The following is a 22,546-nucleotide window of genomic DNA, read 5'->3' as shown; positions in this document are numbered from 1 at the left end:
AGAACAACAATAAAAACAAAAAGACGACGCGACAAAATGGGGAAGCACCCCCCGCTCTGGACAACAAAACGGGAGGAAACAACGATGTTGACGCGGACTCTGTTCGCCGGGACGGCCTTCGCCCTCCTCGGCTTTTCCGGTGGCGCGGCGCTGGCCGCCGACAGTCTGGTCGTCGGCCATCTGGCCGACCTGACCGGGGCGACCTCGTCGGTGGGCAAGCCCTATGCCCAAGGCATCGCCGACGCGATGAGCTATATCAACGCCCATGGCGGCATCAACGGCAAGACGATCGAATTCGAGACGGTCGATTACGCCTACGAAGTGCCGCGCGCGATGGCCGCCTACAAGAAACTGTCGGGCGGATCGGACAAGGCGGTCGCCCTGCAAGGGTGGGGCACCAGCGACACCGAAGCCTTAAGCGGGATGGTCGCCAAGGACCAGATTCCCTATTTCTCGGGGTCTTATTCCGGTCACCTGACCGACCCGCAGGGCAAGGGCTCGGCCAAGGCGGCTCCCTACAACTTCTTCTATGGCCCCAGCTATTCCGACGCCTGCCGGGGGCTGGTGCAATGGGCGGCGGCCGACTGGAAGAAAAAGGGCGGCACCGGCACGCCGAAATTCGTCCATATGGGCGACAACCATCCCTATCCCAACGCCCCCAAGCAGGCCTGCGGCGCCTATGCCAAGGAACTGGGCTTCGAGGTTCTGAACGAGATTCAGTATTCGCTGAAGCCGGGCGATTTCAAGGCCCAGTGCCTCAGCCTCAAGCAATCGGGGGCCAATTATGCCTATCTCGCCAACACCGCCGGATCGACGATCTCGTTGCTGAAATCGTGCGAGACGGTGGGGGTCAACACCCAGTTCCTCGCCAACATCTGGGGCACCGACGAAGGGGCTCTGAAGACGGCGGGCGATGCCGCCGACGGTCTGGTCTGGGTGGTGGGCGCCGCGACCTGGGCCGATCCGGCTCCGGGGATGGCGTTGGTGCGCGAGATATCGAAGGTCTCCGACCCCAGTGGGGCCGAATCGCGTCCGGTCCATTACGTCCGTGCCGTCTGTACCGTCTATTACATGAAGGAAGCGATGGAGATGGCCGACAAGATGCCGGGCGGCGTCACCGGTCCCAACATCAAGCAGGCGATGTACCAGAAAAAGGGCTGGGTTCCCGCCGGTCTGGACGGCGTCTGCCTGCCGTCGGCCTGGGCTGCCGACGACCATCGCGGTACCACCGTAGTCAAGGTCTATCAGGCCGCGACCAAGGGCGGCACGATCGCGATGAATCCGGTCTATACCGCCGAACTGCCCCGTCGGCCGGAATGGCTGGGCTGGTAAGCGGACGGGTGGTGGGAGACGGCGGTGTCGTCTCCCCCTTTCCTTTGACCAACGCGCGGGGATGAAACGACATGGCACCAGCCGCAGCACGGACCGAGACGGCGACCGAAACGCCGCTGTTGTCGGTCAATAACATCGAGGTGGTCTACGACGATGTGATCCTGGTTCTGCGCGGGGTCAGCCTCGACGTTCCCACCGGACGGATCGTCACCCTGCTCGGTCCCAACGGCGCGGGGAAATCGACGACGTTGAAGGCGATTTCGGGTCTGCTTGGCACCGAGAACGGCCGGGTGACCCGGGGCAGCATCACCTTCCGGGGCGAGGAAATCGCCAACCGCCCGCCGGAGGAGATCGTCCGGCGCGGCATCTTCCAGGTGATGGAGGGCCGCCGCATCATCGAGGACATGACGGTGATCGAGAATCTGCGGCTGGGGGCGTTCACCCGCCGCGACGGCGGTGCCGCGATCCGCGCCGATATCGAACAGGTCTTTCACTATTTCCCCCGGCTCAAGGAACGCACCGGTCTGGCCGGGTATCTGTCCGGGGGCGAACAGCAGATGCTGGCGATCGGGCGCGCGATGATGGCCCGGCCCCGGATGATCCTGCTGGACGAGCCGTCGATGGGGCTGTCGCCGCTGCTGGTCAAGGAAACCTTCGCGATCATCGAAACCCTGTGCGCCGAAACCGGGATCACGATGCTGCTGGTCGAGCAGAACGCCCGGATGGCGCTGAAGATCGCCCAGTTCGGCTACATCATGGAATCGGGCAAGATCGTGCTGGACGGCAGCCGCGACGACCTCGCCGACAACGAGGACGTCAAGGAATTCTATCTGGGCGGCGACCGCGAGCGGAAATCGTTCAAGAACCTCAAATCCTACAAACGCCGCAAACGCTGGCTGTGACGCCATCGGTCCCACCGGGCATGACGAGGAAGGACGAGGCATGGGCGCATTCTACGATTCCCTCGAAACCCGTTCCGCCGACGAACGGGAGTCCGCTCAGTTCGGCGCGCTGGCGGCGCTGCTGGCCAAAAGCCTGGCCCACGCGCCCGGTCTGGCCGCGCGTCTGGCCGGGCTCGACGCGGCGACGGTGGTTGACCGCGCCGCCCTGGCCTGTCTGCCGCTGATCCGCAAATCCGAACTGATCGAGGCCCAGCAGGTGCAGCCTCCCTTCGCCGGGCTGACCGCGACGCCGACCGGAGGCTTGCGCCGGGTGTTCGCCTCGCCGGGGCCGATCTACGATCCCGAAGGCGGCGGTGCCGATTGGTGGCGGCTGGCCCGCGCTTTGTTCGCCGCCGGAATCCGCCGAGGCGAGTTGGTCCACAACGCCTTTTCCTACCATTTCACCCCGGGCGGGCGGATGTTCGAAAGCGGTGCCCACGCGCTGGGCTGCCCGGTGTTTCCCGCCGGAACCGGCAACACCGACCAGCAGGCCCGCGCCATCGCCGATCTGCGGCCCTCGGGCTATGCCGGAACCCCGTCCTTTCTCAAGATCATCCTCGACCGCGCCGACGAACTGGGGCTCGACTCTGCGTCGCTGACCAAGGCCTGCGTGTCGGGCGAGGCGCTGACCGCCGCGCTGCGCCAGGGGTTCGAGGCGCGCGGAATCGCGACCAGCCAGTGCTACGCTACCGCCGATCTCGGCCTGATCGCCTATGAGACCGCCGCCCGCGAGGGGCTGGTGGTCGATGAAGGGGTGATCGTCGAAATCGTCCGTCCCGGCACCGGCGATCCCGTCCCCGACGGCGAGGTCGGCGAAGTGGTGGTGACCGCGATCAACCGCGATTATCCGCTGGTCCGGTTTGCCACCGGCGACCTGTCGGCGGTGCTGGCCGGACCGTCGCCGTGCGGCCGGACCAACCTGCGGTTGAAGGGCTGGATGGGGCGGGCCGACCAGACCACCAAGATCAAGGGGATGTTCGTTCATCCCCACCAGATCGCCGCCGTGCTCGCCCGCCATCCCGAACTGGGGCGGGCGCGGCTGGTGGTCGAGCGCGGCGAAGACGGCGACCGTCTGACCCTGGCAATCGAGAGTGCGGCGGCGGCGGGGGAGGGGGAGGGACTGGACGAGGCGGTGCGGACCAGCTTCCAGGCGGTCTGTACCCTGCGCGCGGCGGTGACGCGCCACGCCCCCGGCAGCCTCCCCAACGACGGGATCGTCATCGAGGACCGGCGGGGGGCCGCGTCCTGACCGACATCCGGACGCCCCACCGCGAGACAAGAGAGGACGGCATGAAGGACATTCTGGTTCATATCGACGATTCGCCGCGCGCGGCGGTGCGGCTGGCGATTGCGCTCGATCTGACGAAACGGCACGGCGGACGGCTGACCGGCCTGTTCGCCCGGGTCGAAAGCCACCGCCCCAGCGCGGTCAGCCATCAGGCCAGCCCCGCTTTGGCCGCCGCCCGCGCCGCCTGCGAGGCGAATTTTCGCGCCCGCGCCGCCGAAGCCGGGGTCGCGGCGCGCTGGTGGCAATTGTCGCATGGCGAGCCGGGCCATGTTCTGTCCGAAACGATGTTCTGCGCCCGCTTCGCCGATCTGGTGGTGATGGGCCAGCCCGAGCCGGGCAATCGCGCCGTGCCGTCGCGGCTGGTCGAACATGTCATCCTTCATTGCGGCCGCCCGGTGCTGGTGATCCCCCATGCGGGCAGCTTCGCCACGGTGGGCGAGCGCGTCGCCATCGCCTGGAACGCCGGGCGCGAGGCGGTGCGGGCGCTGAACGATGCCAAGCCGCTGCTGCGCCGGGCTCAATCGGTGACGGTGCTGTCGCTCTACACCCAGCCGCCCCAGGGTGCGTCCAGTCTGTTCGAGGTGCCCCAGGTCGATGTCCTCGATCACCTCGCGATCGACGGCATCGTCGCCAAAGGGGAGCGTCTGGCCGGCGAGGATATCGGCAAGATGGACATGCTGTTGTCGCGGCTGTGCGATCTGGGGGCCGATCTGGTGGTGATGGGGGCGCAGGGCGCGGCGGGACTGACACTGAAGCGCGGGCGCGGCACCCGCTTCGTGCTGGAACAGATGACGGTTCCGGTGCTGATGTCGAACTAAAGGGGAGGGCGCGATGGCGGGTCCATTGCACGGGGTGCGGATCGTCGAGTTTGCTGCGTTGGGACCGGCACCGATGGCGGCGATGATCCTGGCCGATCTGGGAGCCGAAATGGTGCGGATCGACCGCGCCCGCGACGACGCGGCCAAACCGGCCTCGGACCTGTTCGACCCCGCGCTCGATGTCCTTGGCCGCAGCCGCCGAATCGTCGCCCTCGACCTCAAGCGGGCGGAGGACCGCGCCCAGGCGCTGGCCCTGATCGCCCGCGCCGACGCGGTGATCGAGGGGCTGCGGCCCGGCGCGATGGACCGTCTCGGCCTGGGGCCGGAGGTCTGCCTGGGGGTCAATCCCCGGCTGGTCTATGGCCGGATGACCGGCTGGGGCCAGACCGGACCGCTGGCCAGCGCCGCCGGGCATGACATCAATTATCTGTCGCTGTCGGGCGCGCTGCATGCGATCGGCGAGGCGGGCGGGCGACCGGTTCCGCCGCTCAATCTGGTCGCCGACGGCGGCGGCGGCGCGATGCTGCTGGCGGTCGGCCTTCTGGCGGCGCTGGTCGAGGCGCGCGGGTCGGGCCGGGGCCAAGTGGTCGATGCGGCGATGACCGACGGTGCCGCGCTGATGACCAGCATGATCCACACCCTGCGGGCGATGGGGCAATGGACCGACCGGCGCGGCGACAATCTGCTCGATGGCGGTGCGCCCTATTATGGCTGCTATCGCTGCGCCGACGACGGCTGGATCGCGCTCGGGGCGATCGAAGACCGGTTCTACGCCCTGTTGCTGGACAAGGCCGGGCTGACCGACCCTGCTTTCCTGGACCGCTCCGACCGGACACGCTGGCCGCTCTTGCGCGAGAGGTTGGAGGCGGTGTTCGCGACCCGGAGCCGGGCTGAATGGTGCGCCTTGCTCGAAGGCAGCGATGCCTGCGTCTCGCCGGTGCTGTCCCTGTCCGAGGCCCCCGACCATCCCCACAACCGGGCACGCGGCACCTTCGTCGAGTTGGGCGGCGTCACCCAACCGGCTCCGGCACCGCGCTTCGACCGCACGCCTTGCCCGCCGCCGCGTCCGCCCACCCCGCCCGAGACGGCCGCCGCGATCCTGGCCGACTGGACCGCCGCCGCCATGGGGTGATCCCTGGCGATTCGGGGGGCTTTCGCCCCTATGGCCGTGGACGTGCGAAGACTCGTTTCGGGGTCCGCCTGGGCGTCACACCATAAAGTCGCTCGATCATCGCGTCGGTGACGACGGTTTCGGGGGGGCCGTCGGCGGCGATACGACCGTTGATCAGCACCGCCACCCGGGTCGAGACCATCGCCGCCAGATCGGGGGCGTGGGTCGTCATCAGGATGCCCAGACCGGACTCGGCCAACTCGGCAAGGCGGTCGAGCAGGCGAAGCTGGTTGCCGTAATCAAGGCCGGTCAGCGGCTCGTCCATCACCAGCAGGCCCGCCTCCTGGGCCAGGGCGCGGCCGATCAAGGCCAACTGACGCTCGCCGCCGGAAATCTCGGTATAGGGGCGGTCGGCGAGATGGGCGATGCCTAGCCGGGCCATCGTCGCCGCGACCGCGTCGCGGTCGGCTGGGCCAGGCGCGCGGAACAGCCCGGTCACCGCCAGCCGTCCCAATCCGATCACCTCGCGGACCCGATAGGGGAACGGGGCGACATGAGATTGGGGGACATAGGCGACGGCGCGGGCGATGGCGCGCCGCGACAGATCGCGGAGAGCGGCTTGGCCCAGCCGGACCTCGCCCGCCTTGGGGCGCTCGAAGCCAAGCAGCAGGCGGAGCAAGGTAGTCTTGCCCGCTCCATTGGCTCCCAGCAGCGAGACCAGTTCTCCCGGACCAAGGCCGAGATCGGCCCCCTGCAACACCGCCCGGCCATTGCGGTGAAACCATACATCCTTGCCCTGCAACAGCGGCGCGGCGGTCTTCATGCCCACCCCCGGCGCGACCGATGCAGCACGATCAGAAAGGCGGGAATGCCGAGAAGCTCGGTCACGATGCCGATCGGAATCTCGACGGTGGAAAGTCCGCGCGACACGATGTCGGCGGCGACCATGAACGCCGCCCCCAAAATCGCGCTGGCGGGGATCAGGCGGGCATTGCCCGGCCCCAGCAGCAGCCGGGCGAAATGGGGCACGATCAGCCCGACCCAACCGATCATCCCGGCCAGCGATACCGTCAGCGCCGAGATCAGGGTGGCGACGGCGATCAGTCCATAGCGCAGCAGCGTGACCGGGATGCCGATCGCGCGGGCTTCGTCGTCGCCCATCGACAGCGCGTCGATGGCGCGGCCGCACAGTGTCAGCACCCCGACACCGGCCAGGATAGGCAAAGCGGACCAACCGATCCGGCCCAGATCGGCCTGTCCCAGATTGCCCATCAGCCAATAGACAATCGACGGCAATTGGTTGAGCGGATCGGCGACATATTTGATCATCGACAGCAAGGCGGCGAACAGGGCGCTGCTGATCAGCCCGCCCAGAACCAGGGTGATCATCGAGGCACTGGCGAACATCGTTCCAATCGCGACGCCGACCGCCACCGCCGCCAGCCCCATCGCGAACGAGAGGGTTTCGACCAGCAGGCGCGACCCGTCCAGCACCATCGCCAACGCGCCGCCGAACGCCGCGCCGCCCAACACTCCCAGCAGGCCGGGCGAGACCAGCGGATTGCGGAACACCGCCTGGAATGACGCGCCGGAACTGGCCAGCGCCATTCCGACCAGGATCGCGGTGAGAACCCGGGGCAGGCGCAATTCGATCAGGATGGTGTGCAGGGTGCGGAATCGCTCGTCCGCCATCGTGTCCAATCCGGCCCAGGCCAGGAAAAAGCGGACGATCTCGCCCGGCCGCACCGGGAACGGGCCGATCGACAGATCGATCACCACCACCAGCCCCAGCACGCCCGCCAGCACCACCGGCCAGCCCGGCCGACCGAGCGTGGCACGGGACGGCATCATCGCTAAGGCGCGCTCCGCCGGGCCGCTCATCGCGTTACGGTGCCCCGATCAGGGTGGCAAGATCGGCTTCGGTCAACGCGATGCCGAAGAACAGGCGGAAGAAGGCGCGGGTCTCCGCCGCGAGATCCTGGGAATAGAGGTCGGGATACAGCTTGGCCGTCAGCCAGTGCGCGCCAATCGCCCGCATGAACGACGGCGGACGGTCGAACCAATTGAACGGCAAGGCGGGGACGGCAAGAACCCGGCCCTCACGCACCGCCCGCAGCGTCTGCCAGCGCGGATCGGCCAGGATGCGGGGGCGGGTTTCGGCGAAGCGGGTGACGATCACGTCGGGATCGGCCGCGATCAGGGTTTCCAGCGCGATCGGGGTGTTGTCGGCGGCGGTGGGCGGGTTGACGCAGACCATCGCATTGACCGCCCCGGCGCGGCGGATCACGTCGCTGCGATCCGAACTGTCACACTGGGTGGTCAGTCCGTCGATGCTTTCGGCGTAATAGACCCGGACCCGGCGGTCGGACGGAATCGTCGCGACGATCCGCTCCAGCCGGGCCATCGACTCTTCCAGACCCGAGGCCAGCGCCTCGCCCCGCTCGGTCCGGCCGAGCAACTGGCCGAGAAAGCGGAAGGTGGCCGGATAGGAGTGCAGCCGATCGACATCGACCAGCACCGAGGGCAGGCCGATCCGGTCGAATTGGGGGACGCGGTCGCGGATGAAGGCCGGGGTGGGCCAGCCCAGCACGATGTCGGCCTCCAGCGCCTTGACCGCCTCCAGACCGTTGTCGATCTGCGGCAAGGTGGCGAAGCGGGCGGGCAGGAAGCGATCCGCCGCCGGGTTGTGCTTGAAGGGAAAGGGAAGGGCAACCAGCGTTTCCGGGGCCATCACCGTTACCAGCGAGAGCGAGTGCGACAGGACATGGATGCGGTGGATCTGGTCGGGCACGGTGACGGTCCGCCCGGCCATGTCGGTGATCTCGCGGGCGGTGGCGGACGGCCCCGGCGGGACCAGGATCGCCGCGAGTAGCAGCAGAAAGAACAGGGGGCGGGCTGGGCGGCGCATGGGGGTGGCCTCTTGCGGTCAAAGGATGGAACGGCCGCCCGGTCTTCGAACAAACCCAAGACCGGGCGGCAATGGATCAGAAGCTCATCGTCATCGAGGCTTTGACGGTCCGGGGTTCGCCGATGAACACCGTCGAGCCCGAACTGGTCGAATCGCCTGCGATGTTGCTGGGGAACACCGAAGCCCAATAGCGTTCGTCGAACAGGTTGTTGACCTTGAGGTTGGCGGTGATGGCGCGGCCGATCACCTCGCCGCTATAGCGGATGCCGAGATCGACCGTGGTGAAGCCGTCCGCCCAGGCGGTGTTATAGGCATTGGCGGCGCGTTCGCCGGTGTAATGCAGGTTAAGGCTGCTGGTGATTCCGGGCAGGAAGGCCTCGGAGAAGGCGTATTCGGTCAGCAGGTTGGCCTGCCATTCGGGGACGCCGATGGCCTGCTTGCCCTCGGTCAGGGCGGTGTCGGTCTTCGTCACCTCGCTGTCCAGCCAGGTGACGCCGCCGAACACGGTGATCTGGTCGGTGACCTTGCCCTTTGCCATCAGCTCGATACCGCGATTGCGCTGTTCGCCCTGGACCCGATAGACGTTGTCGTCCCCGGCATAGGCGGTCGGCCGGGTGATGTGGAACAAAGCGGTGTTGAGGTCGATATCGGCCAACTCCACCTTGTAACCGACTTCCCATTGGGTGCTGCGATAGGGCGACATCGGTTCGTTGGGATTGGCGACGCCGCTGCTCGACGCCCGTTCGCCCGGCAAGACGCTCGACCCATGATTGGCATAGAGGCTCATATTGTGGCGCGGCTTGTAGATCAGCCCGGCGGTGTAGGATTGAGCGTTATCGACCGAAATACTTTTGCCCGGCGTCGCGCTGTCCGACGAAATCCAGCCATTGCTGAACACGCCCATCACCGACCATTGGTCGTTGATGGTGATCGTGTCGCCGATAATCGCGGTCTGATAGCTATCTTCCAAACCGGTGCGGTAGAACCCGCCGTCGGTTTTCCATTTGAGTGCGCTGGCCGAACAAGATGTCTCGGTGATGATGCAGCTATAGGCGGTGGTCCGGCTGGTGGCGGCGGTGTTGTAGGCGGAAAAATTGGGGTTGATATAGCCGTTGGTGCCAAAGGTCAGTTCGTGCTTCAGCGGACCGGTTTCGACCTTGCCGTTCAGATAAAGCTGGTTCGAGGTCAGCTCCCAATGGGCGAACGCCTCGGACACCTGGACCTGATAGGCATTGCCCGAGGTGGACATTTTGTTGCTGGTGCTGCGCATGATCCGGGTGACGTTCTGGCGCATCAGGCCGCCGGTCACCGACCAATCCTGATTGAGCGCCTGGGTAATCTTGCCGCCGTAATAATCGATGGTGGTTTCGACCCCGGCCCAGTCATAGCCATAGCCCCTCGGGTCGATTTTGCTGGCGTCGGGAACCCTGGCATTGATCCCGGTGGCGACGGCGAACGATCCCGGACTGCCGGTCCGGTCATAGATATAGCGGGCGGCGTTGGCCTCGATCAGGGTCGATGACGTCACCCGGGCATCGACGGCGAGGCTGGCCACCTCGCGGCGGAGGTTGGCGGTTTCGGACGCGGTCTCGCCATCGGTGTGACTGAGATTAAGGCGATAGCCGAACATCCGGTCCGGCCCGACCCGCCCGCCCAGATCGGCCCGTTCGGTGACATTGCCATCGGATTGATAGGCGAGTCCGACATCGTTGACGAAGTGCTCTGTCGGCCGCTTCAGCACATAATTGAACACGCCCGCCGGATTCATCGGCCCATAGAACGCCCCGGACAGGCCGTTCAGCACGTCGAGATGGTCGGTCATCTCGATCGGTTGGGGAATGTGCGATTGCACCGCGAAGCCGTCGATTCGGGTGTTGCCCAGCAAATCGGCTTCGAACCCCCGGCTTTGCGGACGGCCCACTTCCGACCCGCCGCGATACTCGATCTGGGTCGAAGGCAGGTATTTCAGCAATTCCGCATTGTCGGTGACCGCCTGATTGCGGATCAGATCCTGGGGGATGGTCTGGGTCTGGAACGGGGTATCGAGCGCCGGGCGGGGACCAAGCGGACCGATGGTGAAATCGGTGACCCGGTAACCCTCGGCGGTGCTGCCGGTATGCTTGCCCGCGCTGTCGCTGACGACGACGGTCGGAACGCCATCCTCTTTGCCGCTCTCTTGCTCGCTGTCGGCGGCCCAGACCGGAGGGGCGAACACCAACAGCGCGCAGAGGACGGGCGGTCCGGCGAACAGTCGGGCGGAGGCCGGGGCGGACGGGGCGAGACAGCGTCGGAGCATTGGTCGATCCTATTTCAATGATCTGCGCGATTTGGCGCAAGAAGAGTGAAGATAGGCTCAGGCCTTGCTCCGTCCATTTCATGTCAATGAATTCAGAAATGGACCGAAAAGTACGAATGCGTACATTTCATCTATATTAATTATTGCGCATGGTGCATCTGGTGATAGTTGGTGTCAATGATTTGTCACGTAATAACCCGTATTGTATATATATTGTATCTAATTTATACCGTATTGGGTGATTGGATCAAGGCAGGGTGAACGAGTCGATCTGGTGGCGACGGACCGCGTTCATTGCCGCGACGACGTGGCGATAGGCGGTCTTGGCGTGGGGCCGCAGGACGATGTCCGGCTTCGGCATCTGGGTTGCCGCGACGGCAAGCCGTTGGTCCAGCGCGTCGGCTCCGTCCAACTGTTCGCCGTTCCAGCGTATCGCGCCTGAATCGTCGATGCTGATGGTGACGGTGGCGACCGGCCGTGTCGCCGTTTCTCCCTGGGTTGGAAGAGCCAGATCGACGATATGGGTATGGGCCGGAATGGTGACGATCAGCATGATCAGCAGCACCAGCAACACATCGATCAGCGGGGTGGTGTTGATTTCGATCACCGCCTCGGGGGCGTTGTCGTCGCTCATCTCAGCGCTCCGTGGCGGCGTCGGGGGATTGCGGATCGGTCAGGAAGCCGAGCCGGGTCAGTCCGGCCGCCCGACAGGCCGTGACGACGCGGGCCACCGCGGCATAGGCGGCATCGCCGTCGCCGCGTAACCGGACCAGCGGCGGGGGGCTTTGTCGCGCCGCTTCACTCAGACGGGCGAGCAGGGCGGATTCGTCGGCCAGGGGGGTCTCGTTCCAGAACAGCGCGCCGCTTTGGGTGACCGTCACCGTGACCGTGTTGGGCTCGGACGCGGCGGGCACGGCGCTCTGCTGCGGCAGCCGAACCGGGACCGAGGCCGTCACCACCGGCACGGTAATCAGGAAGATGATCAGCAACACCAGCATCACATCGACCAGCGGCGTCGTGTTGATCAGCGCCAGCGGTTTGGGATCGGCCTCGCCGCCATCGGGGAACAGGCCGCTCATGATTGCTCCAGCAAAAGGGCGTGGAGGTCGGTTCCGAATCCCCGCACCATCTCGATGGCGCTTTTCTGGCGGCGGACCAGCCAATTGTGCGCCAGCACGGCGGGAACGGCGACGGCCAAGCCCAGCGCGGTCATCACCAGCGATTCGCCGACCGGGCCGGCCACCCGCTCGATCGAGGCCTGCCCCGACACGCCGATTTCGGTCAAGGCGTGGTGGATGCTCCACACCGTTCCGAACAATCCGACGAACGGAGCGGTCGAGGCGATCGTGGCCAATTGCGGCAATCCGTCGCCCAAGCGGGCGGTGACCCGCCCCACCGCGCGGGACAAGGACAGCGACAGCCAGCTATTGCGGTCGATGGTTCCGCTCAGTCCCTCGCGGTGACGCTCCAAGGCGGCCAGCCCGGTTTGGGCGAGATCGTGGAACGGACCGCCCGACGTCAGGGCGGACAAAATCGCGTTCGGTGCCGCGTTTCCGGTGACGGCGGTTTCGGCGGCGCGACCCTGGCGCAGCAGGCGGAGCAGCACGATTTCGCGGACCACGACGACATACCACGTCGTAACTGACATCGCGGCCAGGATCAGCACGGTGGTCTGGGTGACGGCATCGCCTTGCGTCCACAGGTGCAGCAGGTCGAACTGGCTGAAAGAAAGGGGCGGGGAGCTTGGCAAGGGAGGTCTCCTAATTCAATTTCCAGACATAGCGCAGCCGGGCCCAGGCGGCATGGGGGCGGCCATCGACCGTTCCCGGCGAAAAGCGGCAGCTCGATAGCGCGGTCAGCGCGGCGGCATCCAGCGCGTCCGATCCGCTGGTCCGCTCGACCCGCCGGTCGGTCACCGTCCCGGTCTCGTCGATCAGCAGCCCCAGCAGCACGGTTCCGGTTTGGCCGAGGCGGCGGGCCTCGGCGGGATAGGGGGGAACCCGGCACGAGATCGCCGCCGGTTGCCGCACGGGCGGCGGCGGCGGGCGCTCTCCCGCTTCGGCAGGGGCGGAGGGTTCGGCGGCAGGAGAGGCTGGCGCGGTGGCGGCAACAGCCGAATCCGTGGGACGCGCCGGTTCGACGGTCGCCGCCGGACGGGCCGGGACCGGGCGGGGCGTGTCCGGCTTCGGCTTCGGTTTTGGCTTTGGTGCGGGCGGAACCGGCTGGGGCGGCGGCTTCTGGGGCACCGGCGCGGGCTGGTCCACCGCAGCGGCGGGGGCAAGATTGGCGATCAGCATCGGCGCCACCGTCACCGGCGCGGCGGGGCGGTCGGACAGCGAGGCCTGAAGCGCGACAACCGCTCCGGCATGCAGCGCGACAATCGCGCCCAGCACGCCCAGCCGCCAGGGCGGACGCACACGATCGAGAAAGGTGTCGGTCGGAAACGGAGAAAAGGGCACGATGCACACAAATCCGGTCAAGACTCCCCCGCGCGACGGCATCACGCGGACGGGAATTTGGAAACCGGCTCAGGCCGTGCTCCGCCCCCATCCGCCGGGGCGGTGGGGGCATTGATGTATGCTCATCCTCCCGGCGGCGGACCTCCGGGCCGGACGAGTTTAAACGATCCAGCGGTACTGGTCGCGGAACGAGACCTGACGGGCCAGACTGTATTCGACGACATGGGCCAGCAGGTCGCGGCGGGAAAAGCCCCAGCGCGATCCCGCCAGCGCCAGCGCGCCCTGACGCCCGAAATAGCAGCAGATGTTGATCTCCAACACCGTCCGCCGCCCGGTCTCGGGATCCCAGCGGTAATCGACCCGGAAATAGTCGATCGGCCCCAATCCCCGCCACAGCCGGGCGACGTCGTCGGCGATCGGGGCGGCGGTCGCGCCGACATCAATCAAGCAATTGCCGAGATGGTCATCGAGCTTCAAATCCTCGGTCAGGATGTGGCCGATCTGGTCCGATTGGGGGGCGACATGGCCGAGGATCAGGTAAGGCTCGTGCCCGATCACCGGGACAGTGACGTCGAGACCGGGGCAATATTCCTCGACCAGCGCCTCGCGGCCCTCGGCGTGCAGGCGTCGGACGATTGCCGCCGCTCCCTCCCAGGTTTCTTGCAGGCTGTCGGGGGTAATGCCCTCCGACGCCGCGCCAAAGCGGTCCTTGACGAAATACGGTCCGGCAAAGTCGGGCGGGTCAAGTGGAGCCCCCACGGCATAGGCCGCTCCGGCGGCGACGGGAAGACCAAGCGATTTAAACGTAAGTTTACTTAAGTATTTGTCCTCGGCCAAAGCGCGGATGTTCGGCGGCGCCCCCAGGTAAGGCAGGCGCTGATATTCGCACAGGCTGGAGACGAAGATTTCGGGATTGCGGATCGGCATCCGGTTCAAGAGCGAAAACACGTAATCGACATTGCCCCCGGCCAGCCACGCGGCATACGGCTTCGAGCTGGAGGCGACGCGATAGCCGATTCCTTGCAACTCTTTGAAAAGATTGAAGTGGTATTCGGAATAACCCGAGGCGATTCCCTCGGCCTTCATCTCATAGACCGGATCGTCGGGGGCATAGCGGGCCAGATACAAGATGCGGGTCCGCTCGGGATCGGTTGGCGTTCTCAGCCGCAGCGTCATCGTCGCCTCTTCGACAGGGAGGGAAAATACGGAAATGTACGAAACGACCTAAAACTGTACGCCAATGTAAAAATGCCGTTCATTCATTTTTATGTTTAGCCGCTTTGGGTTAATATTTCAAACCGTTTTTGAAAATAACATTGACATTGGCTTTCTATCGACGGAAACCTTGAGCATGTTCTGGAGTTGACCGCGAGGGAACAATGTTCCAAAGCAGGACTTTGCGCGCCGGAGAGCCCGAAACAGCGACGTGGCGCGCAACGGAACGGGATGCGTCGATGTCGGGACCGGGACGGTGGGATCTGCTGGGCCGGGTGCCGATGCCGTTGCGGCGGCCGGTCCGGGCCGAACTGGAGCGCGCCCTGCGTGGCCACGATCTGGCTTGGTCGGTTCTGATGGGCGGGGCGTGGGACGCGCCGTTCGACGAGATGCTGGCGCTTGGCTCTGCCGACGATCTGCCGGGGATGGTAATCACCTCGTGGGCGCCTGATGCCCTGTCCGCCCATCTTCTCGCCACCTATCCCGGTGGGGCCTGTCCTCCGGCCGAGTTGCATCCCGCCTGTGCCGAGGCCGGGCTGATTGATCCGCTGGGATGCTTCTCGGTGTTCGCGGTCTTTTTGCTGGTGTTCCTGGTCGATCGGCGCCGGTTGGGCGACCGCCCCCCGCCCCGCTGTTGGAGCGACCTGCTGGGGCCGCTTTATCGTGGCGACGTCGTGTTCGGCGGCTGGCGGCCCAACGACCGGGTTCCCTTCACCGATTACAACCAGTTTTTGTTGCTCGGATTGTTCGAGCAATTTGGGGCCGAGGGGATTCGCGCCTTCGCCGCCAGCGTCAAGGCGCTGCGCCACAACGTCGTCAGTGCCAAGATCGCCGGGTCGGGCCATCCCGACGGAGCGGCGGTGACGGTGTTGCCATGGATGCAGGCCGAGATGTCGCCCCGGCGCGACCGGGTCGCGGTGGTGTGGCCCGAGGACGGGGCATGGGCGATGCCGATCGGCACGATGTCGCGGCCCGAGCGGCGCGTGCGGTTACAGCCCGTCTTCGAGTGTCTGAGCGGGCCGACCTTGGGGCGGGTGCTGGCGCGCAATTGCTATCCCCCGGTCGGGGGCGCGGCGGCCCAGGCGGCTTTTCCCGCTCAGGCCCGGCTGAAATGGCTGGGCTGGGATCACGTCCGCGCCCACGACATGGCCGAGCGGACCCGGCATGCCGGCCGACTGTTCTTCGACTCGTGGGGCGGGTGATGGCGCGGCCCCGGCTGGTCACCGTCGCCGGGTCGCCGTCGGTCGGCAAGACCTCGGTGATTCTCCGCGTGCTCGATCTGCTCGCCGCCGAGGGGCAGAAGGTCGGCGTCGCCAAGTTCGATTCGCTCTCGACCGAGGACGATAAAGCCTATGCCCGGCGCGGTATTCCGGTTTCGGTCGGGCTGTCGGGTGGGCTGTGCCCCGACCATTTCTTCGTCACCAACATCGAAGCCTGCTTGGAGTGGGGACAGCGGCAGGGGCTTGACCTGCTGGTCAGCGAAAGCGCCGGTCTGTGCAACCGCTGCTCGCCCCATATCGAAGGGGTGCTGGCGGTGTGCGTCGTCGATGCGCTGGCGGGAATCCATACGCCAAAGAAGATCGGGCCGATGCTGCGTCTGGCCGATCTGGTCGTCATCACCAAGGGCGACATCGTCAGTCAGGCCGAGCGCGAGGTGTACGCCTATAACGTCCGCCTCGCCAATCCGCGTGCGCCGGTGGTGTTCTGCAACGGCATCACCGGCCAGGGCGCGACCGAGATCGCCTTTCACCTGCGCCATGCCGACGCGATCGACGGGTTGGAGGGGCGGCGGCTGCGCTTTTCGATGCCGTCGGCGGTCTGTCCCTATTGCGTCGGCGAAACCGCGATCGGGGAGACCCACCATCGCGGCAACGTCAAGACGATGTGCTTCGAGGACCAGCGATGAGCGCGGTCAGCCTGGGGGCGCTGATCCGTGCCCATCCTCGGGTGGGGGCGTTCCTCGCCACCTTTCCGGTGCCTCGGCCGGACCAGATCGGGCTGGAGGCGTGGCTGGACGGGCTGGGCGAGGAGACGCTGGCCGATCTTGGGATGACCCGGTCGCAGATTCTCGACCATGTCCGCCGCTTGCAGCAGGAAGACCGGCAGGCGGGACCAGAGCCGGTGCAGGCTTTGACGATCCTGGGCGGCCGCGACAAGTTGGGCCGGGCCGAGGCGGTCGAGCTGACGATCCGCGCCGGAGAAATCGTCTGTATCGTCGGCCCCACCGGGTCGGGCAAAAGCCGCCTGCTCGCCGATATCGAATGTCTGGCCCAGGGCGACACCCCGACCGGACGGCGGATTCTGATCAACGCCGCCCCGCCGCCGCCGGGCAGCCGCTTTGCGCCCGAGCGCAAGCTGGTCGCCCAATTGTCCCAGACGATGAATTTCGTCGTCGATCTGACCGTCGCCGAGTTCGTCGCGATGCATGCAAGCTGCCGTCAGGTCGCCGATGCGGACGTGGTGGCCGAGCGGGTGATCGCCACCGCCAACGCTTTGACCGGCGAGACCTTTGCCCCGACGGTGTCGGTGACCCAATTGTCGGGCGGCCAGACCCGGGCGCTGATGATCGCCGACGCGGCGTTGCTGAGTGCCTCGCCGGTGGTGCTGATCGACGAGATCGAGAATGCCGGGGTCGATCGCAGCCGCGCCCTTGATCTGCTGGTCGCCGAGGACAAGATCGTCCTGATCTCGACCCACGATCCGCTGCTGGCCCTGCGCGGCGGGCGGCGGCTGGTGATCCGCCATGGCGGCATCGCCGAAATCATCACGACCTCGGCGGCAGAGCGGGCCAACCTGCTCGCGCTGGAACGGGTCGATGCCGGATTGATGGATATCCGCGAGCGCCTGCGCCGGGGCGAGCGGATCGACGAAGCGCTGGAGCCCTGGACATGACCGAAGCCCTATCCCTGCTGCTGAACCGGCGCTCGTGCCATGCCCTGACCGCGCCTGCGCCAACCGGCGAGGCGCTCGACCTGATCTTTCGCGCAGCACTCAGGGTGCCGGATTTCCAGCATCTGCGCCCCTATCGCTTCCTGGTTGCCGAGGGGGAGGGGCTGGAGCGGTTGGGGGCTTCGATGCAGCGGGCCGCAATCGCCGCCGGTCAGCCCGATGCGGTGATCGAGCGGGCACCGCGGATGCCGCTGCGGGCGCCGATGGTGGTGATTGTGGTGGCCTCGCCCAAGCCTAACGAACACGTTCCCGAATTCGACCAGATCCTGTCGGCGGGCTGTACCGTGATGGCAATGCAGATGGCGGCGCGGGGGTTGGGCTTCGGGGGCGTGTGGCGCTCGGGCTGGCTGATGCACGATCGCGGTTTTCACACCGAACTGGGGCTGGGCGAGGCCGAGCGGATCGTCGGCTTCCTCTATCTCGGCACGCCCTCGCGCGAGCCGCCGCCGCTCTCTGTCTCCGACGATCCCACCCCCCTGATCTCCTGGCTGTGACGAGGCGACATGGACGCGAAACTGACCCGGAATCAGACCTTCCACCTGATCCTCGCCGACATTGCGATGGCGATGGCCGTCGCGACCGTTACCGGCGAGGCACTTCCGCAGGAGGAGGTGTACGTTCCCGGCCGCCCCCGCGATCTGTGGCTGGAACGGATTGCGGCCGGGCCGTCGCGCCAGCGGGTTCTGGCCCTGGCTTCGGCCGGACTGGCGGCGCTGCAATCGCTGGAAGGCGAGGCCCTGATCGAGCAGGCCCGCCGCTATGGGGTGCCGCTGTCGGACGATCTGGCCGCTGAAATCTGCACCCACTTCGTTGACCGCCGCAACGCGGTGCTGACCTATCGCCATTAACCCGGGCCAGGATTGGCCCGGGTCAGCCGCGTTTCTGATTACTTCACGATCTCGGTCGAATCGGGACGGTCCTTGCTGATTGCGGCGATCCAGTTCCGCACCCGATCAACATCGGAATCGACGCAAGGGATGAAGGATTCGGCGCGGAACACCTTCAACGCCTCGGGATCGGTGACGCTGATGAAGGCCTTGCGGATTTCCTCCTTGAAGGCGGGGTCCAGGCCGGGACGGAAGGTCCACATATATTCCGGGATCGCCGGAGATTCGGCCAGGACGCGGACCGCCTTGGAATCGATCTTGCCTTCCTTCAGCAGCCGCTTGTAGATCGGCATCGACAGCCCACCGGCATCGGCCTTGTGATTGACCACCGCCAGGGCGACGGCATCATGCGCGCCCAGCACCCGCAGTGAATAATCGCGATCCGAGACCAGACCGGCTTCGGCCAGCATGTAGCGCGGCACCCAGGTGCCCGAGGTCGAGGCCGGATCGCCAAAGGCGACGTCCTTGCCCTTCAGGTCGGCCAGACTTTGCGCCGGGCTGTCGGCGGGGACGATCACCACCGCCTGGAAGGTCGGGCCGACGATTTCGTGCGAGGGGCGGGCGAACGGCTCGAGCGGGGCGCGGCGGCTCTGAAGGATGTAGGTCACCGGTCCCAGATAGGCGATGTCCAATCGGCCAAAGCGCAGGGCTTCGCCGGTGGCGGCGTAATTGGCCCCCACCACCAACTCGACCGGCAGGCCCAGTTTGTGTTCGAGATAGGCCCGCAGCGGTTCGTTGAGGCGCATCACCGTGGGGGCGGATTCGCCGGGCAACAGCCCGATCACCAGCTTTTCCGGGCGGTCGGCGGCATAGGCCGGGGCCAGCAAGGTGGACAGCAACAGGGCGGCCAGCAATCCGGCGCGTTTGAAGGGTGCGAACATCGGTCAGACCTTATTCTGTTGGGACGGCAAGAACAGGAGACGGGAAAATCCGGGCTTCGGCTTCGGCATTGAACTGGTCGGGTGGCCCGACAAAGCCGACCCGTCCCTCGACCAATCCGACGATGCGGTCGGCCAGCAGACGGGCGGTTTCAAGCTGGTGCAGCACCAGCACCACGGTCAGGCCGTTGCGGGCGACCAGCGAGCGGAACTCGGCGCTCATCTGCCGCACCAGCGTCGGATCGACCGAGGCGAACGGCTCGTCGCCCAGCAGAAGATTGGGGCGGCGGACCAGGGCGCGGGCAACGCCGACCCGCTGCCGCTCGCCGCCGCTTAAGGTCGAGGTGCGGGCATTGGCCCGGTGCAGCAGGCCGACCTCGTCCAGCGCCTGGGCGGCGCGGCGGCGGAACTCCTCGGGCCAGGGTAGCAGCGACAGCGGATGGCGCTGATCGGCCAGACCGAGCAGGACGTTATCGAGCGCGCTCAAGCGGTCGATCAGGGCATGGTCCTGAAAAATCGTCGCGGTGCGCCGCCGGTGTTCGCGCAAAGGTCCGGGATCATCGAGCCGTCCGACGTTCGGCACCGCAATCGTTCCCGCTTCGGGGCGGATCAGGCCGTTCAGGGTGGCGATCAGGGTACTCTTGCCGACGCCGGAACGGCCGACGATCGCGGTAATCCGCCCGGCGGGAAAGGCGAGATCGATCCCATGCAACACCGCGCTATCGCCCCGGCGGACGTGGACGCCGGTTAGGACCAGGGCGTCTGCTGGGTGGGTGGTCGAAGCCATCGGCGGCGAATCGTCAAAAGGCGTCATGGGCGGAACTCATCAGGGCGGTGCGCCCCTGCGGCGGGCGGCCATAGCGGAGCAGGCGGCACATCCACAGCGGCGGGTCTCGCGTCATCAGCACCTGAAGACGGGCGATCACGTCGTCGATGGCGCGGCGGCGTTCGATCACGACGGGGAAGGTGCCCTCGCGGGTCATCCGCAACGCGGTGTGGTCGCTAAGTGCGGTGGTGAACAAGACGCCGCATCCCTCAAGGCAGGCCAATCGCGCCGCGACCGATCCGCCAAGATGGGTCGGCTCGGCTCCAACCGGGCAGCCGCCTGCGGCGGGCCGCGAGTCACCGATCCCCGATGCGACCGGGCGAAATTCCGGGGCGTCCAGGAAGTCGGCTCGCGTCGGGGTGACGTCGTAAAACACCAGATGGCGGGCGCGGACAAAATCCGCATCGACCCAGGCGAGGCTGTTGGTGGAAAAGGCCGCTTTGAGGTGGGGTTGGGCTGGGATCATGGCAGTGTCCGGAACGGCAGTTTCCGAGGCGGGCGATATGGATTCGCCCCTTCGGGAAACGATGTCTGATCCGGCTCAGGCCGTAATCCGGTGTCTGAATTGCTCAGAACCCAAAATCTTGAACAGAATCCGTTCAAGACGATCAGATGAGTGTGAAGAGGCGGCTGCGTTTCGTCAATTCCAATGAGCGAAGAATGCTTGTGGGTATAACCAAAGGATTGATTGAGGCCCCGCGTCATCCTTTGGCCTTAAGGTGGTTGTATTTTCCGAAACGGGTAAATTCGCGGGGCAAGGCCCCGGCGCGAATCGCGGCGGCCAGACCTTTGGGGTCGTGGACGATCAGCCCGCCGAGTACGGTGATGCCATAGCTGAACAAGCGCGGTGTCAGCGGGGTCGAGGGGCCGATCAGGGCCAGCGGCGCGGCTTCGGCCAAGCGGAGAATCCGGGGCAGCGAGCGGTTGACCAGCGCCGACGAATTGACCACCGCGCCGCCGCAGCCGGGCAGCAGCGTATCCATCGCCACCGGGGGGAACTCGCCGGGGCGGGGGTCGGTCTCGATCACGGCGGAATTGGGCAAGATGCCGGACAGGCCGGGAAAAGCCCCGATCACCACCACCCGTCCGGGGGTGTGAGGCAACGATTGGACCCCGTTGCCGGGGCGCAGATCGAGGTCGCGGCGATTGTAATGGGCGTTGATCGCGGCGATGCCCAAGGCCATTTCGGTCGGGTCCCACGAGCGCGACAGATCGGCGAGACGGCGCAATCCCTGGCGCTGCAAGCTGGCGAGGCGGGGCAGCAGATCCTTGGGCGAGCGGGGTAGATAGGCCAGTCCGCTGCCATGCGGACCCTCGACCATGATCCAGCGTGCGCCGCAGGCGATGGAACGGACTTCGTCGTCGGCGACGCCTAGCACCAGATCCTGGTACAGCCGGTCCGGTCCCCACCAGCGCCACAAAGCGGCGAGATCGGGGGCGATCATCGACCCGGCATGGCCGGGCAGCGCGCCCAGCCATTTCTGGACGCAACGCCCGGCAATCGAGGTCAGCACCGGCATCCCCTGCGAGGCCCCTTCGCCGATGGTGGCCCGCACACTTTTCGAGGCCGATTGAAACGCCTGGAACCGGCTGATCACCAACAAATCGGCGTCTTCGCGCATTGCCTTGCGCAGGTAGAAGGTGGCGTCGGCGCGGTCGATTTCGACGACGCGGCCGGTGGCGACCTCGAAGAACTCGATCCGCTCGGCGCAGCCCTGGCCCATTTCGGCCCCACCGGTATTGTTGCGCTGGACCGTGCCGGTGACGTTGAAGCCCCGCTCACGCAGACGCAGGGCGAACTCGGCCAACAAGCCATCGACCGGGATTGCGGGATCGTGGATCACCACGCCGGGGCGGACCCAGGGGGCTTTGACCGGTTCGAACACCGCCCCGATTCTTTTGTCGGCGGGCAGAGGGGCGCGACGCGGTTCGTCCCGATCGGTCAGGGCAGCATAGGAATCGAGCTTGTCCATAGCGGCTCTCGGTCCTAACCGTTGCGGCGGGAGGCGCGGAAGCGGCACGGCCGGGCCGGGGCCGCATCCTCGCGGCGCAGATGCAGGTACTGGCCGAAACGGCCGAATTCGCGCGGAAGAGCCCCGGCGCGGATCGCCTCGCCCAAGCCTTTGGGATCGCGGATCACCAGACCGCCCAGGATTTCGACTCCATAGGCGTGCAGCCGGGGGGTCAGCGGCGTCACCGGCCCGACCAGGGCGATCCGCGAGCCTTGCGCCAGCCGCAGGATGCGGGGCAGGTTGCGGTTGACCAGGGTGGAGGAGGCAACTACCGCCGCCGCGCAGCCGGGCAACAAGGTATCCATCGCGATGGTGGGATATTCGCCGGGGCGGGGATCGTTTTCGATCACCTGGGGATTGGGCAGCATTTCGGACAGGCCGGGAAAGGCCCCGACCACCACCACCCGCCCGGCTTCGCGCCCGAACGCCTGGGCTCCGTTGCCCATCTCGCCTTGCAGATCGAAGCGGTTGTAATGGGCGTTGATCGCGGCGACCCCCAGCGCCATTTCGAGCGGATCCCACGAGCCAGAAAACTCAGCCAGCTGCTTCAGGCTCATCTTGCGAAATTCGGGCAGACGGCCGATCAGATCGCGGGCATTGCGGGGCAGATAGGCCAGACCGGCCCC

24 protein-coding genes are annotated in these 22,546 nt (G+C 66.4%); 10 read left to right on the top strand and 14 right to left on the bottom strand.

Annotated features, from left to right (window positions below):
• Positions 1–87 precede the first annotated feature (87 nt).
• The 5 genes from BLW40_RS15245 to BLW40_RS15225 all read left to right on the top strand — a co-directional run bounded on the left by BLW40_RS15245 (position 88) and on the right by BLW40_RS15225 (position 5,511).
• Positions 88–1,332, top strand: coding sequence for an ABC transporter substrate-binding protein (locus tag BLW40_RS15245; protein WP_139305627.1), 1,245 nt, complete (start codon positions 88–90; stop codon positions 1,330–1,332).
• A gap of 71 nt (positions 1,333–1,403) precedes the next feature.
• Positions 1,404–2,234 (top strand): ABC transporter ATP-binding protein, encoded by an 831-nt coding sequence (locus BLW40_RS15240; protein WP_139305625.1) that lies wholly within the window; start codon positions 1,404–1,406, stop codon positions 2,232–2,234.
• Positions 2,235–2,274: 40 nt separating this feature from the next.
• The gene (locus tag BLW40_RS15235) at positions 2,275–3,522 is read left to right on the top strand and encodes a phenylacetate--CoA ligase family protein (RefSeq protein ID WP_074770084.1); all 1,248 of its coding nucleotides are present in this window, start codon (positions 2,275–2,277) and stop codon (positions 3,520–3,522) included.
• 41 nt (positions 3,523–3,563) lie between these two features.
• Positions 3,564–4,379, top strand: a complete 816-nt coding sequence (locus BLW40_RS15230) for a universal stress protein (RefSeq protein ID WP_074770082.1) — start codon at positions 3,564–3,566, stop codon at positions 4,377–4,379.
• A 13-nt stretch (positions 4,380–4,392) separates the two neighbouring features.
• Positions 4,393–5,511, top strand: coding sequence for a CaiB/BaiF CoA transferase family protein (locus BLW40_RS15225; protein WP_074770080.1), 1,119 nt, complete (start codon positions 4,393–4,395; stop codon positions 5,509–5,511).
• Between the two features lie 28 nt (positions 5,512–5,539).
• Here the strand turns inward: BLW40_RS15225 and BLW40_RS15220 are convergent, their stop codons facing one another.
• From BLW40_RS15220 to BLW40_RS15180, 9 genes are all read right to left on the bottom strand, one after another.
• Positions 5,540–6,313, bottom strand: a complete 774-nt coding sequence (locus BLW40_RS15220; RefSeq protein WP_074770078.1) for an ABC transporter ATP-binding protein — start codon at positions 6,311–6,313, stop codon at positions 5,540–5,542.
• Positions 6,310–7,341 carry a FecCD family ABC transporter permease gene (locus BLW40_RS15215; protein ID WP_083386818.1) on the bottom strand — a complete coding sequence of 344 codons (1,032 nt, stop codon included), beginning with the start codon at positions 7,339–7,341 and terminating at the stop codon, positions 6,310–6,312. The genes BLW40_RS15220 and BLW40_RS15215 overlap by 4 nt, the downstream gene beginning before the upstream one ends.
• Before the next feature lie 34 nt (positions 7,342–7,375).
• On the bottom strand, positions 7,376–8,398 hold the full coding sequence (locus tag BLW40_RS15210; RefSeq protein WP_074770076.1) for an ABC transporter substrate-binding protein: 1,023 nt from the start codon (positions 8,396–8,398) through the stop codon (positions 7,376–7,378).
• Positions 8,399–8,474: 76 nt separating this feature from the next.
• Entirely contained in the window at positions 8,475–10,694 is a 2,220-nt protein-coding gene (locus BLW40_RS15205; protein ID WP_074770074.1) for a TonB-dependent receptor, read from the bottom strand.
• Positions 10,695–10,941: 247 nt separating this feature from the next.
• Positions 10,942–11,328 carry an ExbD/TolR family protein gene (locus BLW40_RS15200; RefSeq protein WP_074770072.1) on the bottom strand — a complete coding sequence of 129 codons (387 nt, stop codon included), beginning with the start codon at positions 11,326–11,328 and terminating at the stop codon, positions 10,942–10,944.
• 1 nt (position 11,329) lies between these two features.
• Positions 11,330–11,773: an ExbD/TolR family protein gene (locus BLW40_RS15195; protein ID WP_074770070.1), complete on the bottom strand. Its 444-nt coding sequence runs from the start codon at positions 11,771–11,773 to the stop codon at positions 11,330–11,332.
• Positions 11,770–12,444 carry a MotA/TolQ/ExbB proton channel family protein gene (locus BLW40_RS15190; protein ID WP_074770068.1) on the bottom strand — a complete coding sequence of 225 codons (675 nt, stop codon included), beginning with the start codon at positions 12,442–12,444 and terminating at the stop codon, positions 11,770–11,772. Before BLW40_RS15190 ends, BLW40_RS15195 begins: the two co-directional genes overlap by 4 nt.
• A gap of 10 nt (positions 12,445–12,454) precedes the next feature.
• Positions 12,455–13,153 carry an energy transducer TonB gene (locus BLW40_RS18090; RefSeq protein ID WP_139305624.1) on the bottom strand — a complete coding sequence of 233 codons (699 nt, stop codon included), beginning with the start codon at positions 13,151–13,153 and terminating at the stop codon, positions 12,455–12,457.
• 159 nt (positions 13,154–13,312) lie between these two features.
• A complete protein-coding gene (locus BLW40_RS15180) occupies positions 13,313–14,329 on the bottom strand; it encodes a D-alanine--D-alanine ligase family protein (protein ID WP_074770066.1) in 1,017 nt (338 codons plus the stop codon).
• Positions 14,330–14,607: 278 nt separating this feature from the next.
• Here BLW40_RS15180 and BLW40_RS15175 point away from each other — a divergent pair, with 278 nt between their 5' ends.
• Genes BLW40_RS15175 through BLW40_RS15155 form a run of 5 tightly spaced genes read left to right on the top strand, consistent with a single transcriptional unit; the run spans position 14,608 to position 18,165 of the window.
• On the top strand, positions 14,608–15,570 hold the full coding sequence (locus tag BLW40_RS15175; protein ID WP_074770064.1) for an ABC transporter substrate-binding protein: 963 nt from the start codon (positions 14,608–14,610) through the stop codon (positions 15,568–15,570).
• On the top strand, positions 15,570–16,274 hold the full coding sequence (locus tag BLW40_RS15170; protein ID WP_074770063.1) for a GTP-binding protein: 705 nt from the start codon (positions 15,570–15,572) through the stop codon (positions 16,272–16,274). The genes BLW40_RS15175 and BLW40_RS15170 overlap by 1 nt, the downstream gene beginning before the upstream one ends.
• The gene (locus BLW40_RS15165) at positions 16,271–17,260 is read left to right on the top strand and encodes an ATP-binding cassette domain-containing protein (RefSeq protein WP_083386814.1); all 990 of its coding nucleotides are present in this window, start codon (positions 16,271–16,273) and stop codon (positions 17,258–17,260) included. Before BLW40_RS15170 ends, BLW40_RS15165 begins: the two co-directional genes overlap by 4 nt.
• Positions 17,257–17,811 carry an NAD(P)H nitroreductase gene (locus BLW40_RS15160; RefSeq protein WP_074770061.1) on the top strand — a complete coding sequence of 185 codons (555 nt, stop codon included), beginning with the start codon at positions 17,257–17,259 and terminating at the stop codon, positions 17,809–17,811. Before BLW40_RS15165 ends, BLW40_RS15160 begins: the two co-directional genes overlap by 4 nt.
• 9 nt (positions 17,812–17,820) lie before the next feature.
• Positions 17,821–18,165, top strand: coding sequence for a hypothetical protein (locus tag BLW40_RS15155; RefSeq protein WP_074770059.1), 345 nt, complete (start codon positions 17,821–17,823; stop codon positions 18,163–18,165).
• A 38-nt stretch (positions 18,166–18,203) separates the two neighbouring features.
• On the opposite strand, the gene phnD is transcribed toward BLW40_RS15155, so the two are convergent.
• From phnD to BLW40_RS15130, 5 genes are all read right to left on the bottom strand, one after another.
• Positions 18,204–19,085 (bottom strand): phosphate/phosphite/phosphonate ABC transporter substrate-binding protein, encoded by an 882-nt coding sequence (gene phnD, locus BLW40_RS15150; protein WP_074770057.1) that lies wholly within the window; start codon positions 19,083–19,085, stop codon positions 18,204–18,206.
• A 10-nt stretch (positions 19,086–19,095) separates the two neighbouring features.
• Positions 19,096–19,896 carry a phosphonate ABC transporter ATP-binding protein gene (locus BLW40_RS15145; RefSeq protein ID WP_244511220.1) on the bottom strand — a complete coding sequence of 267 codons (801 nt, stop codon included), beginning with the start codon at positions 19,894–19,896 and terminating at the stop codon, positions 19,096–19,098.
• Positions 19,883–20,374: a NifB/NifX family molybdenum-iron cluster-binding protein gene (locus BLW40_RS15140; RefSeq protein WP_074770053.1), complete on the bottom strand. Its 492-nt coding sequence runs from the start codon at positions 20,372–20,374 to the stop codon at positions 19,883–19,885. The genes BLW40_RS15145 and BLW40_RS15140 overlap by 14 nt, the downstream gene beginning before the upstream one ends.
• A gap of 235 nt (positions 20,375–20,609) precedes the next feature.
• Positions 20,610–21,881 carry a Rossmann-like domain-containing protein gene (locus BLW40_RS15135; protein ID WP_244511219.1) on the bottom strand — a complete coding sequence of 424 codons (1,272 nt, stop codon included), beginning with the start codon at positions 21,879–21,881 and terminating at the stop codon, positions 20,610–20,612.
• Positions 21,882–21,895: 14 nt separating this feature from the next.
• Positions 21,896–22,546 (bottom strand): Rossmann-like domain-containing protein (locus tag BLW40_RS15130; protein WP_244511218.1); only part of this gene is annotated, 651 nt, incomplete at its 5' end.

This window comes from Magnetospirillum fulvum (assembly GCF_900108475.1).
Lineage (GTDB): Bacteria > Pseudomonadota > Alphaproteobacteria > Rhodospirillales > Magnetospirillaceae > Phaeospirillum > Phaeospirillum fulvum_A.
This window is presented reverse-complemented; position numbering and strand designations above follow the sequence as displayed.